The 13,047-nt window shown below is 71.4% G+C and carries 9 protein-coding genes, 1 tRNA gene and 2 pseudogenes; 7 read left to right on the forward strand and 5 right to left on the reverse strand.

Features of this window, described 5'->3' with window-relative positions:
- The 4 genes and pseudogenes from D1J51_RS07135 to D1J51_RS07150 all read right to left on the reverse strand — a co-directional run.
- Positions 1-187: pseudogene (locus D1J51_RS07135) on the reverse strand (IS256 family transposase); the annotation flags it as partial.
- A 34-nt stretch (positions 188-221) separates the two neighbouring features.
- A pseudogene (locus D1J51_RS07140) lies at positions 222-1,483 on the reverse strand (transposase).
- Between the two features lie 135 nt (positions 1,484-1,618).
- Positions 1,619-2,359 carry a glutamine amidotransferase gene (locus tag D1J51_RS07145; RefSeq protein ID WP_119074505.1) on the reverse strand — a complete coding sequence of 247 codons (741 nt, stop codon included), beginning with the start codon at positions 2,357-2,359 and terminating at the stop codon, positions 1,619-1,621.
- Positions 2,356-3,192, reverse strand: a complete 837-nt coding sequence (locus D1J51_RS07150) for a YggS family pyridoxal phosphate-dependent enzyme (RefSeq protein WP_119074506.1) — start codon at positions 3,190-3,192, stop codon at positions 2,356-2,358. Before D1J51_RS07150 ends, D1J51_RS07145 begins: the two co-directional genes overlap by 4 nt.
- A gap of 71 nt (positions 3,193-3,263) precedes the next feature.
- Between D1J51_RS07150 and D1J51_RS07155 the strand changes: the two genes are divergently transcribed.
- The 4 genes from D1J51_RS07155 (at position 3,264) to D1J51_RS07170 (ending at position 7,632) form a co-directional block, all read left to right on the forward strand.
- Complete coding sequence (locus D1J51_RS07155; protein WP_119074507.1) at positions 3,264-4,682, forward strand: aminotransferase class I/II-fold pyridoxal phosphate-dependent enzyme; 1,419 nt, start codon at positions 3,264-3,266, stop codon at positions 4,680-4,682.
- On the forward strand, positions 4,679-6,013 hold the full coding sequence (gabT, locus tag D1J51_RS07160) for a 4-aminobutyrate--2-oxoglutarate transaminase (RefSeq protein WP_119074508.1): 1,335 nt from the start codon (positions 4,679-4,681) through the stop codon (positions 6,011-6,013). The genes D1J51_RS07155 and gabT overlap by 4 nt, the downstream gene beginning before the upstream one ends.
- Before the next feature lie 39 nt (positions 6,014-6,052).
- A tRNA-Cys gene (locus D1J51_RS07165) sits at positions 6,053-6,123 on the forward strand.
- Positions 6,124-6,228: 105 nt separating this feature from the next.
- On the forward strand, positions 6,229-7,632 hold the full coding sequence (locus D1J51_RS07170) for an L-lactate permease (protein ID WP_119074509.1): 1,404 nt from the start codon (positions 6,229-6,231) through the stop codon (positions 7,630-7,632).
- Positions 7,633-7,753: 121 nt separating this feature from the next.
- Here D1J51_RS07170 and D1J51_RS07175 read toward each other — a convergent pair whose 3' ends face one another.
- Positions 7,754-8,299: a carboxymuconolactone decarboxylase family protein gene (locus D1J51_RS07175; protein ID WP_119074510.1), complete on the reverse strand. Its 546-nt coding sequence runs from the start codon at positions 8,297-8,299 to the stop codon at positions 7,754-7,756.
- Positions 8,300-8,429: 130 nt separating this feature from the next.
- On the opposite strand from D1J51_RS07175, the gene D1J51_RS07180 reads away from it, so the two are divergent.
- The 3 genes from D1J51_RS07180 to D1J51_RS07190 all read left to right on the forward strand — a co-directional run bounded on the left by D1J51_RS07180 (position 8,430) and on the right by D1J51_RS07190 (position 13,009).
- A complete protein-coding gene (locus tag D1J51_RS07180) occupies positions 8,430-9,299 on the forward strand; it encodes an AraC family transcriptional regulator (RefSeq protein WP_119074511.1) in 870 nt (289 codons plus the stop codon).
- 69 nt (positions 9,300-9,368) lie between these two features.
- A complete protein-coding gene (locus tag D1J51_RS07185) occupies positions 9,369-11,660 on the forward strand; it encodes a bifunctional alpha,alpha-trehalose-phosphate synthase (UDP-forming)/trehalose-phosphatase (RefSeq protein ID WP_205547793.1) in 2,292 nt (763 codons plus the stop codon).
- Positions 11,661-11,893: 233 nt separating this feature from the next.
- Positions 11,894-13,009: a carboxylate-amine ligase gene (locus D1J51_RS07190; protein WP_119074512.1), complete on the forward strand. Its 1,116-nt coding sequence runs from the start codon at positions 11,894-11,896 to the stop codon at positions 13,007-13,009.
- Positions 13,010-13,047 lie beyond the last annotated feature (38 nt).

The raw sequence follows: 13,047 nt of genomic DNA on the forward strand, positions 1-13,047 counted from the left end.
TCAGCGCCGTCTCGAGGACGTTCTTCGTGAGCTGGTTCAGCAACCCGCCCGGGCCGACCAGGCTCACGCCCTGCTCCTTCGCCTGCGCGAGCAATCGCTCGGCGAGGTCCTTCTGATCGATGATCTCTCCCGTCACAGGATCGATCATCTCGTTGTCCAACAGTTCGGTCGTGTCAGCCACGGCCATCTCCTTTCGGATCAGGCCGGACCCTCACACACCGTTAATCAGACAGTCCCAAGCCTAACGGTTTCCGCGACTTTTTCGGGCGCTCCTGACTGATCTGTGGGTCATGCTCGTCCGGGGAGTTCTGGTCGGTGGCCGCCGAGGGTGAGCATGGCGAGGGCGATGAGGGAGTCGGTGGAGCGGAATCCGAACGCGACTCGGGTGAGGAGGCGGATTTTCGTGTTCAGGGACTCGATGCGTCCGTTGGAGAGGCCGTGCTCGATCGCGGCGAGGATCCGGTCGCGGTGTTTCACGATGCTGCGTTGGAGTTTCACGAACGCGGGGATGCGACATCGTCGCGCCCAGGAGATCCACCGGTCCAGCGCGGTGACTGCCTGCTCGTGGGGGAGCTTGAACACGACGCGAAGTCCTTTTTTGAGGAGGTAGGCGCGGTGTAGTCGCGGGTCGGTCTGCGCGATCCACGCGAGCTTCGCCGATTGTTTCTCGGTGAGGTCTTCGGGGTTCTTCCAGAGCGCGTACCTGGAGTTCTTCAGCCCGCGCGTCCGCTCGGTGCCAGGTCTGGCCGGTGCGTCGCTGCGGGGTCGGCCGGCGCGTCGCGCAGGCTCGTTGCGCGCCTGCCGGCGGGCGTCGTTCCATGCCTGGCGGCGGACCTCGTCGAGCGGGTCGGTGGCCCACTTGACGACGTGGAACGGATCGGCGCAGCGCACCGCACCGCACCGCATTCGGGCATCGCTCGACCACGACGTCGCCGATCCAGTCGGCCCCGTCCGCGGTGACGTGCGTGATCTGGGCGCACCTGCCGGCGGCAGAGGCTTCGAGCTGGTCGAAGAACTTCCGTAGCGTCTGCTTGTCCCTACCCGGTGCCGCCCAGACCAGCCGGCCGGTGTCGTCCCAGACTCTCGTGATGATCGCTCCGACGGTCCGCCACGCGATGCGCATCAGCTCGGTCGCGGCCGAGCGCGAGGCGATCGTCGCCAGCCACGCGACCTGCTGGTCAAAGAACTGGGCGTGTCCGGCGCCGTGCCGCGCCCACGGCACCTGCGCGACGGTGGCCCCGTGCTCCGGGCATCGCACCCGCGGGGCTCCCGCTTCCAGATACAGGGAGATGGTGCCCAGATCCAGGCTCCGCCACCTTCGCCGTCCCTCGCCCGAATCGTAGCGTCCCGAGTGCCTGCTGCACCCTCCGCAGCGGGGCTTGAGCTTGCCCGAGGGCCGCACATGCGCGAGCACGATCTGCTCGTCCGGGTCGTACTCGACCTCCTCAACGATCGTGGCCTTGTCCGCACCGGTGAGTTTCACGAACCGGTTCCGTTCGCCCGGCGTTTGCCCGACGACCGCGTTCTCATCCTTCACAATCTGCTCATCGATGCCCTTGAACCTCGAGGGTGCGCTCCGTCGCGCCGGCCCCGGGAGAGGGAGACGCACAGTCCCGGGCTACGCGGAGAGGCGGTCGAGCCACTCGCCCAGGACCGCGCGGGCGGCGATCGCGAGTGCCGGGCCGCGGCGTCGCGCGTCATCCCGGATCGTGCCGGGGAGGACTCCCGCGGCCGCGAGCTCGACGGCGTGGCCCACGAGCCAGTGCTCGATGCGCTCCGCATCGGCCTCGATGTGGAACTGGAGCGCGAGGACCCGGTCGCCCGCGGAGAAGGCCTGGTTCGGAAACCCCGGAGTCTCCGCGAGTCGAACGGCGCCCCGGGGGATCCCGAACTGGTCTCCGTGCCAGTGGAGCACGTGCACGGCCTCAGGCCCCGAGCCGGAGAGCGGCGCGAGCACGCTCGAGCGGCCCTCCGGCGTCAGCGCGAGCGGTGCGAACCCGATCTCTTTGCGCCCCGTCGCGTTCACCTCCGCGCCGAGCGCCTCGGCGATGAGCTGCGCCCCGAGGCAGATCCCCAGGATCGGCCGGCCTTCGGCGATCCAGCGCCGCACCAGCAGCTTCTCGTCGTGCAGAAAAGGGTAGAGGTCCTCCTCGGACACGCCGATCGGACCGCCGAGAACGACGAGCAGATCGTCCGCGCCGGCATCCTCCGGAACACGGTTCGCCGTACCCGCTCCGAAGGAGCGCACTCCGTATCCGCGCTCGGCGAGCAGCGGCTCCAGCAGCCCGAGGTCCTCGAACGCCACGTGCTGCAGCGCATACGCGGTCCGGGCGGGGGAGCTCGTGCCGTTCCGGCTCACTGTGCAGCCCTCCGAGGGGCGTCGGCGTCGGCCCCGGCTGGCGATCCGGCCTCGAACGCGTCGGGCCAGTAGTGGCTGTCGGGCACCTCGCGAGCCCCGAAGATGGCCTGGCCGACGCGCACGCAGGTCGCCCCCTCCTCGACGGCGACCTCGTAGTCGCCGGACATGCCCATCGACAGCCCGCCGTCGCCCACGAGCGTCGGATCGGTGTCGCGCAGGCGATCCCGCAGGGTGCGCAGCAGCGCGAAGCAGGTGCGCACGCGGGGAACATCGCTCGTGAAGATCGCGAGCGTCATCAACCCCCGGACCCGTAGCGACGAGTAGTGGGGCATCTGCCGCAGAAACCCCTCGAGCTCGTCGGGTGCGAGCCCGTACTTCTGCGGCTCGGCCGAGGTGTTGACCTGCACGGAGACGTCGAGCGAGCGCCCGGCGGCCTGCAGCCTGCGATCGAGTGCGGCGGCCGCGCGTAGGCTGTCGAGCGCCTGGAACTCGCTCGCGAACGACGCGACGTCGCGGGCCTTGTTGGTCTGCAGATGCCCGATCACCGACCAGGCGACCCGCAGGTCGGCGAGGTTCTCCGACTTGCGCTTGGCCTCCTGCACTTTGTTCTCGCCCAGCTCGCGGCACCCGGCCCGCACCGCGAGGCGGATGCGCTCCTCCGGAACGGTCTTGCTGACCGGGAGCAGCCGGATCTCGTCGGCGGAGCGGCCGGCGCGCTCGGCGGCTCGCGCGATGTTGCTCCGCACCCGCGCGATGTTGCGCACGAAGGCGTCGATCGAGTTCGCGGTCGGAAAGTCGTGGACGGGGAGTTCGCCCTCGGTTTGATTTGTCATAGGACAAAGCGTAACATGGTCGATGTCGGCCCGATAGGGCTGGCGTATGAGCCGCGAGAGAGGAGACGGGCATGACTGATCGCACTGTCGATCGCGCGGCCCGGGTGGAGATCTCGGGGAGCACTGTCGGCGGAATCGTGGCGAGTGTGCGCTCCCTGATCGATCGCGGAATGCTCCGTCCGGGTGACTCGCTGCCCCCGATGCGGGCGCTGGCCGAACTGCTCGGGGTGAACCGCAACACCGTGTCGACCGCGTACGGCCTCCTGGTGCGGGCGAAGCTGGCAGAGACGCGGGGGCGGGCCGGTACGGTCATCGTCGATGCCTACGCGGGACTCGCCGAGGAGGGATTCGCGCGGGATTCCGTGCTCAGGGACGTCGGCAGCGGGAATCCGGATCCGAGGCTCCTGCCCGACCCGGCGGCCGTCTCGCTCGCGCCGGCCGCGCCTCGCCTCTACGGCGAGGCGACCGTGGATCCGGGTCTCGCCGAGTGGGCGACAGAGTGGATCTCGGGCGATCAGGCCCGACCGTTCCGGCTCACCGTGACCGCCGGCGCCGTGGACGCGATCGAGCGCCTGCTGGCTCAGGCCCTCGCGCCGGGCGACGCGGTGGCGGTGGAGGATCCGTGCTTCCTCACGAGCATCAGTACGATCCGGCAGAACGGGTACCGGCCCGTTCCCGTCGAGATGGACGCCGAGGGCATGCTCCCGGGGAGTCTGCGGAGCGCCCTCGAGAGCGGGGTGCGCGCGATCATCTGCACGCCCCGAGCCCACAACCCCACCGGCGCGAGCCTCACGCCGGAGCGCGCGGAGCGCCTGCGCGCCGTGCTCGCCGACTACCCGCAGCTGCTCGTCGTGGAGGACGACCACTTCGCCCTTCTCGCTCGGGCCCCGTACGAGACGATCATCGCGGAGGGGCGCGCGCGCTGGGCGCTGGTGCGCTCCATGTCCAAGGCGCTGGGCCCGGATATGCGGATCGCCATGGTCGCGAGCGATACGGAGACTGCGGATCGACTCGCGACCCGCATCAGCGGCGGTGTCACCTGGGTCAGCCACCTGCTGCAGCGGCTCACCCACGCGATGCTCCTCGATCCGGCGATCCGAGAGCGGATCCGCGCGGCGGGCGATCACTACGCACAGCGCAACGCGGCGTTCATCGAGCGTCTCGGGGAGGCCGGATTCGACTCCGACAGCCGAGACGGTCTGAACATCTGGGTCGAGACCGACTTCGACGCCTCCGAGATGCTCGTACGCCTCATGCGCCGAGGCTGGATCGCCCGAGAGGGGGCCCTCTTCGCGATCCGGGACGGGCACAGGCGAAGCCTGAGGCTCACCGCCCACACGCTCTCGGACGAGGAGATGTCGGAGCTCGTGCTCGACCTCGCCGCTGCGAACCGCACGTCCGCGGCGAGCCCCCGCCCTGCGGGGGGCGAACGAGCTCCTGACCGTCTCGAACGCTCATCGCCGCACATCGATAGAAGGGAAGCATCATGACTCTCACCACGGCAGACCCCGGCGTGCTGCAGCGCCCCGAACTCGTCACCGAGATCCCCGGGCCGAAGAGCCGGGAGATCCACGCCCGCCGAGAGCGGGCCGTGCCGCGCGGCGTCGGCTGCGCGCTGCCGATCTATGTCGACCACGCCGACGGGGCGTGGCTCACCGACGTCGACGGCAACCGCCTGCTCGACCTCGGGTCCGGCATCGGAGTGACCACCCTCGGCCACACGCAGCCCGCCGTCGTCGCCGCGGCGAAGGAGCAGCTCGACCGGGTGAGCCACACGCTCTTCACGGTCACCCCCTACGAGAACTACGTGCGCCTCGCCGAGCGCCTCGCCCAGCACACGCCGGGCGCTCACGCGAAGAAGACCTTCTTCGTGAACTCCGGCGCCGAGGCGGTGGAGAACGCCGTGAAGATCGCCCGCGCCCACACGGGGCGCCGAGTGGTCGCGGCGCTGGACCACGCGTTCCACGGACGCACGAACCTGACGATGGCGATGAACCACCGCGCAGCTCCGTACGGCACCGGTTTCGGGCCGTTCGCGCCCGATGTGCAGCGGGTTCCCAACTCCTACCCGCTGCGCGACGGCCTCACGGGTCCGCAGGCGGCCGCCCGCACCATCGAGTACCTCGAGCAGCGCATCGGCGCGTCCGACATCGCCGCGGTCATCGCGGAGCCCATCCAGGGCGAGGGCGGGTTCGTGGTTCCCGCAGAGGGCTACCTGCCCGCGCTTCAGGAGTGGGCGACGGCGAACGGGGTGGTCTTCATCGCCGACGAGATCCAGGCGGGTCTCGGGCGAACCGGGACCTGGTTCGCCAGCGAGCTCTTCGGACTGGTCCCCGATCTGGTGCTCACCGCCAAGGGCATCGCCGACGGTCTGCCGCTCGCCGGGATCACGGGTCGCGCAGAGATCATGGACAGCGCGCTTCCCGGGGGCCTCGGAGGCACCTTCGGCGGCAACCCGGTCTCCATCGCCGCCGCGCACGCCGTGCTCGATCTTCTCGAGACCGGCGGCCCGTTCGCCGAGGCCGCGCGCATCGAGGAAGCCCTCACGCGAGGTCTCCGGGAGCTGGCTCGGGATCACGCCGCCATCGGCGATATCCGCGGCCACGGCGCGATGATCGCGTTCGAGCTCGTCGAGCCGAGCACCGCCGCCCCGCTCGCGGGCCTCGCCGCCGATATCGCGGCGCACGCCGCACGCCGCGGCGTCCTCCTCCTCACGGCCGGAAGCTACGGCAACGTCGTCCGGTTCCTTCCCTCGCTCGCCGTCACCGACGCGCAGATCGACTACGCGCTGGAGGTGATCGCCGAGGCGCTCCCCGACTGATTCGGGAGGCGCCGTACAGGCCGCCGCGGGGCGGCCCCCGGTGGGGTGACCGAATGGCCAGGTCGCGGCTCGCAAAGCCGCGCATGCAGGTTCGATTCCTGCCCCCACCTCTCCTCAGAGCCCACACGACACACGCAGGGAGCCAGTCCGTGAATCGGTGCAAGCGGAGCGAACGATACCGCCGCGAACCGGCACCGCAAGAGGGCAGCTGATCAGTGCGCGCCGCGCTCACGGCGGCACCGCTCCTCGCGGTGATCGTCGCGCTCCTCCTCGGCCGCTCGTCTCGCACGGCGGCCGTGGCCGGCCTCGTCGTCGCGGTGCCGCTCGTCTTCTTCGTCTTCCCCGTCGGTCGAAGCGCCGTCGCGGAGGCCGGTCTCGACTGGGGGCCGGTGGTGCTCGAGGTGGTGCTCGTGCTCGGCGGCGGGATCCTGTTCGCCGAGGCCGGTCGCTCCACAGGGAACCAGGAGGAGATCGCCCGGTGGGTCACGCGCTCGCTGGGCACGGGGATCGTGCCGGTGCTCGCCATCGTGCACGGCTTCACACCGCTCACCGAGTCCCTCACCGGGTACGGCATCGGCGCCGCCCTCGCCGTTCCGCTCCTCCTCGGACTCGGGCTGAGCGGCAGGAGGGCGGCGGTCATCGGGCTCCTCGGCCTGTGCGCGGTTCCCTGGGGATCGATGGGGCCGGGCACCCTCATCGCGTCGCAGCTCACCGGCGTCGACTTCGACGACCTCGGCGTGACCACGGCGCTCTTCAACCTGGCGGTGGTGGGAGCGGTGGGTGCCGCCGCCGCGCTGCTCGTCGCCGAACCGGGCCGGCGCGTCGCCTGCCTGCTCGCGGCGGCGGGGTCCGCGCTGACGCTCTGGCTCGCGGTGCTCGCCACGAACGTCCTGATCGGAACCGCACCGGCGGGGGCGATCGGGGGGCTGCTGACGCTCCTGCTCCACCTGACGGCGCGGGCCGTTCGCGGCCACCGCATCCGAGTTACGCGCGCGGTCGTGCGCGCCGGCGCTCCCTACGCCGTCGTTCTCGGCGGGATGCTGGCTGCCACGGTGCTGTTCAGGGCCGCGAACGCCGAGGGCTCCGCAGCCGAGGCGATCGTCGGATCGCCCGCGTTCTGGCTGTTCACGGCAAGCGGGCTGCTGCTGGCGGTCCACCCGCGGCACCTGCGCCCCGCCCTCCGAGCCGCGCTTCCGACCTGGGGGAGCGTCGCGCCCTCGACGACGCTGTTCATAGTGCTCGGGGCGCTGATGGGCCTGAGCGGCATGTCAGAGGTGCTCGCGGATCAGCTCGCTCGGCTCGGTGCGAGCTACCTGTTCCTGCTCCCGCTGTTCGCCGTGCTCGTCGGGTTCATCACGGGCTCCAACTCCGGGGCCAACGCGCTCGCCGCGGGCGCGCAGGCCGAGGTCGCGCGGGTGCTCGGGGCGGACATTCCTCTCGCCATGGGCGCGCACAACTCCGCCGGTGCTGCGGCGATGATGGCCTCCCCGGCGCGCGTCGAACTCGCGACGCGGCTGGCGCGCGTCCCCTCGGCGTACCGGGCCGTGCAGCGCACCCTGCTCCTCGTGCTCGGGTGCGTGGCCGTCGCCATGGGATTCGCGACGCTGCTGCTGCTCTAACGATGCGGGGCGCGGCCACGGGCGGGCGCTCGACCGCGGGGTCGGTGCGCGCCCGCCCGGACATCGAGGGCCGGCGCGCACCGCTCGCCTCGTGCGCGGGCCCCTGCCGCGTCGGTGCAGATCAGTTCGCGCGGCGCAGCGCGACCGTCGGGAAGTCGACGGGCACCCCGAGGGCGATGTTCACGTAGTTCGTGAAGACGTTGAGGGCGACCTGGGCGATCGTCTCGACGATCTGCTCGTCGCTCCACCCCTGCGCGCGCACGGCGTCGACGTCGGCGGCCGAGACCTGCCCGCGGTTGTCGACGACCTTCAGGGCGAACTCGAGCAGCGCGGCGGTCTGCGGATCGTCGGACTCGCCGACCTGGGCGGCGGCGAGATCGTCGCCGGTCAGGCCGGCCTTCCTGCCGAGTGCCGTATGGGCGGCCAGGCAGTACTCGCAGGAGTTGCGGTTCGCGACGGCGACGGCGATCTGCTCGCCGAGTGCGGCGCCGAGGGCGCCGTTCGAGAACGCACCGAACGATCCCCACATGCTCTTCAGCGCTGCCGGAGAGTTGGCGACGGCCTTGAACATGGCGGGTACGACGCCGAAGGCGGCTTGGATCTGACCGAGCTGTTCCTGCACCTCGCCGGTGGCGGATTCGCGGTCGATAAGGGTGACATGAGCCATGATTACTCCTCGAACTATTGAGACCTTCCCGCGCGTGAGGCGGGCTTGCACTCATCACTCTCGCAGCGATGTCCGGATGATACATGTCATATCAGCCGTATTTCATGTCGGATCGTCCTAGTATGGGAGTGTGACCTCCAGCGATCGCCTCACGCCGCTGCTGCAGCGGTTTCGGGTGCGCACCAGCCTGTTCTTCACGGGAACCATGTGCGGCACGACCAGATTCCCGCTCCAGCCCGGGCGAGGCTTCCTCCACATCCTGCGCCGCGGCGAGATGACCGCGACCCACCGCGAGGATGACGGCGCCCTGACCGCCATCGACATCACCCGGCCGACCCTGCTGTTCTACCCCCGCCCGCGGGAGCACGCGTTCCGCAACGCTCCGATCGACGGCTCCGATTTCACCTGCGCGGCGCTCGACTTCGACGACGGGGAGACGCATCCGCTGCTGCGGACCCTGCCATCGGTGGTCGTCATCCCCCTCGAAGAGGTCACCGGCCTCGAACCCGTGCTGCAGCTGCTGTTCGACGAGGTCGACGACGTGCGGTGCGGCCGTCGGCTCGTGGCGGATCGGCTGTTCGAGGTCGTCCTCATCCAGCTCCTCCGCTGGATTCTCGATCACGTGGAGCAGCTCGGCGTGCCCGCGGGACTGCTCACCGGTCTCGCGGATGCTCGTCTGACGCCGGCGCTCGTCGCGTTGCACGAGGAGCCCGAGCGGGACTGGACGCTGCAGACGATGGCGCGCGAGGCGCGGATGTCGCGCAGCGCCTTCGCCGCTCACTTCCGGGAGGTCGTGGGGCTCGCACCGGGCGAGTATCTGACGCAGTGGCGACTCACCCTCGCCCGCAGGCTGCTCCGAGCGGGCACCGCAGTCTCCGCGGTCGCGACCGAGGTGGGATACGGCAGCGCCTCCTCGTTCTCGCGAGCGTTCGCCCAGCACGTCGGGTGCTCACCGCGCGACTGGGCGAGCGCGTCGCTGCGCGACGCAGCGGAGGCCTGACCGCCTCCGCGGGCCAGCACGCTCCCCGCTCCCGTCGGTAGACTGCAGATGAGAGCGCTGGAGGTTGCCATGACCGATATGCAGGACATGACCGGTGGGCGCGAGCTCGTCATGGTCTCGAACCGGCTGCCGGTGGACCGGGTGGTCGCCGACGACGGGAGCACCGCGTGGCGCACCTCGCCGGGCGGCCTCGTCACCGCGGTCGAGCCGATCGTCGAGCAGCTGGGCTGCGTCTGGGTGGGCTGGGCCGGCAACGCCGACGAACGCATCGACCCCTTCGAGATCGGCTCGATGCGGCTGGCGCCGGTCGAGCTGAGCGGCGAGGACGTCGAGCTGTACTACGAGGGGTTCTCCAACGGCACGCTGTGGCCGCTGTACCACGACGTCATCGCCCAGCCCCAGTACCACCGCGAGTGGTGGGATCGCTACCAGCAGGTCAACCGGCGCTTCGCCGAGCGCGTGGCGCAGGAGGCGGCCGACGACGCGATCGTATGGGTGCACGACTACCAGCTGCAGCTGGTACCGGCGATGCTGCGCGAGCTGCGCCCCGACCTCACCATCGCCTTCTTCCTGCACATCCCGTTCCCGCCGAGCCGGCTCTTCGCACAGCTGCCGTGGCGCAAGCGCATCGTGGAGGGCCTGCTGGGCGCCGACGTGATCGGGTTCCAGCAGGTCACGGACGCCGTGGCGTTCCGCACGACCGCCGAGCGCTTCACGCGCGTGCCGGCGCTGGGCAACACGATCGTCGTACCGGCGACCGCCGATCGCTCCTCGCGCACGGTGCTGGCGCAGGAGTTTCCCATCTCGATCGACGTGGAGGCGTTCGCCGCGGTGGCCGAGCGCCCGGAGGTGCTCCGCAGGGCGCAAGAGATCCGCGAGGAGCTCGGCAACCCGAGGACGCTCATGCTCGGGGTCGATCGGCTCGACTACACGAAGGGGATCCGCCACCGCCTGAAGGCCTACAGCGAGCTGCTGGCCGACGGCGAGATCGACGCGTCGGACATCGTCTTCGTGCAGGTCGCGACGCCCAGCCGCGAGCGGGTCGAGGCGTATCGGCAGTTGCGCGACGAGGTCGAGGTGACGGTGGGGCGCATCAACGGCGAGCACGGCGCGATCGGTCGGGCGCCGCTGGTCTACCTGCACCGCGCGTACACCAGGGACGAGATGGTGGCGCTGTACCTGGCTGCCGACGTGCTGCTGGTCACTCCGCTGCGCGACGGCATGAATCTGGTGGCCAAGGAGTACGCGGCCTGCCGCGCCGACGAGCGGGGCGTGCTGGTGCTGAGCGAGTTCGCCGGTGCCGCGGACGAGTTGCGCGACGCCCTGCTCGTCAACCCGCACGACATCGAGGGGCTGAAGGCGGCGATCGTTCGCGCCGCCCACATGCCCGGCGAGGAGCAGCGACGGCGCATGCGGTCCCTGCGCCGGGCCGTGTACGACAACGACGTGGCGCACTGGGCGGCCGGGTACCTGGGGGCCGTGCAGGCGGTGGCGGAGTCGCGCCGGGTGGGGCCGAGCGGCGAATGGACCGAGCCGATCCAGGTCGGCGCGGCCTTCGTGCCGCGCAGCATCGACGACCGCGTGCGCCGGCTAGCCGCGCGTCCCTCGCTCATCGTGGCCACCGATTTCGACGGCACGCTCGCGCCCATCGTCTCGCGACCGCAGGACGCGAGGATCCTGCCCCGCGCCGCGCAGGCGCTCGACGTGCTCAGCGCGTCTCCGGGCACGGGGGTCGCGCTGCTCACCGGGCGCTCGCTGGCGGGCCTCGCCGAGACGGGGCTGCGCAGCGACGGCTGGATCGTGTCGGGCTCGCACGGCTCCGAGCTGGTGGGCCTGGACCGCGGCGCGGACGGCGCCGGGGGCGGGCCGGCGGAGGGCGAGCTCAGTGAGGACGAGGCGCAGCGGCTCGGACGGCTGACCCGTCGATTCGAGCGGATGCTGGGCGGCGAGGCGGGCGTGCGCCTCGAGCGCAAGCCGTTCGGGATCGCGGTGCACGCGCGCGAGGTGCCGGATCGGCAGCAGGCCGACGAGCTGCTGGCGGCGGCCGTCGTGCTGGGGACCGCCGAGGGCATGCACGTGCGCGAGGGCAAGGAGGTGCGCGAGTTCTCCGTGCGCGCCTCGGACAAGGGATCGGTGCTGCGGCGCATCCGCGACGCACTGCCGCCCGGCCCGGTGCTGTTTCTCGGCGACGACGTGACGGACGAGGACGTCTTCGCGACGCTGGGCCCCGACGACCTGGGGATCAAGGTGGGGGCGGGCGAGACCGCCGCGAGCGAGCGCGTGCCCGACGCCGAGACGGCGGCGGCCGTGCTGGCGCTGCTGGCGGAGCTGCGCACGGGGATCGTGATCGGCTCGGAGTAGAGCGCGGCCCGCGCTACCCTGTGCGGCGCTCGGAAATCAACCCCGCTGACACCCGTCGCGCGTGCCCGTACGCTCGTGGAGAGGTTCGAGCATGGCCCGCCGAGTCGGGCCCGGACGAAAGGACGAGGGATCATGGCCGAGCTGTGGGAGCAGAACGAGGAGCTCGGGGAGGACGCCGCGTCGTCGCCGGCGAGGCGGGCGCGCGAGGGCGACCGGGAGCCCGGGGAGTAGCGGTGGGGCGGGGCGAGCCGCGCACCTTCGGCGTGGAGGAGGAGTACCTGCTGCTGGATTCGGCGACGGGGCTGCCGAGCGACCGCGCCGCCGAGTTGATCCGCGCCGTGCCGCAGCTGGCGGATCGGGCCGAGCGGGAGTTCTTCTCGAGCCAGCTGGAGACCGCCACGCCGGTGTGCCGCGACGCGGAGGAGGCCGAGGCCGCACTCGTCGGCTTCCGCTCGGTCGTGTCGCGCGCCGCCTCGGGCCTCGGCGTCGTGCTCGCCGGAAGCGGCGTGCCGCCGGTCGGGGGCGACGAGGCGGGAACGGTCACCCCGAAACCGCGCTACCGGGCGATCGACGCCGAGATTCGCGGCGCCGCCGCCAAGCAGTACGTGACGGGCACCCACGTGCACGTGGGAATCCCCTCGCCCGACGCGGGCGTCGAAGCGCTGGCCCGTCTCGCGCGATGGGCGCCGACGCTCATGGCGATGACCGCGAACTCCCCGCTCTGGTGCGGGGAGCCGACCGGCTTCGCCAGCTGGCGCCACATCATGAACATGTCGTGGCCCGTCGCCGGGTATCCGGCCGGCTTCGAGGACGGCGACGAGTACACGGCCGCCGTATCTCAGCTGATCGAGAGCGGTGTGCTGATCGATCCCGGGATCGTCACCTGGGTGGCGAGGCTCTCCCAGAACTTCCCGACGCTCGAGCTGCGCATCGCGGACGCGCAGCTCGAAGCGGCCGACGCCGTGGGGTTCGCCGTGCTCGTGCGCGCGCTGGTCGAGCGCGCGCTGCTCGAGGCGGAGGGCGGGGAGGTGCGGCCCCGCTACGGCGCGGGGCTCGTGAACGGCGCGATCTGGATGGCGGCGCGCAACGGCGTCGACTCCGACCTCATCGATCCGCTCACGGGAGCGGCCCGCCCCGCGTTCGAGCTGATCGAGCGGATGGTGCGCTCGGTCGAGCCCGAGCTGCGCCGATTCGGCGACCTCGCCCGGGTGGAGCGGCTGGTCGATCGCCTGCGCGTCGACGGCGACCCCGCCCGCAGGCAGCTGGGCCGGTTCCGCGAGGCCGGCGTCCCGGGCCTGATGGCGCTCTACCGCGAGGGGGCCGAAGCGGGAGCCCCCGCCGGCGTGTGAGACGCGAAACGGTCGAGGCGCGGGAGGGCGGAGCGAGG

Origin of the sequence: Leucobacter sp. wl10 (genome assembly GCF_003569785.1) — a bacterium.
Classification (GTDB): domain Bacteria; phylum Actinomycetota; class Actinomycetes; order Actinomycetales; family Microbacteriaceae; genus Leucobacter.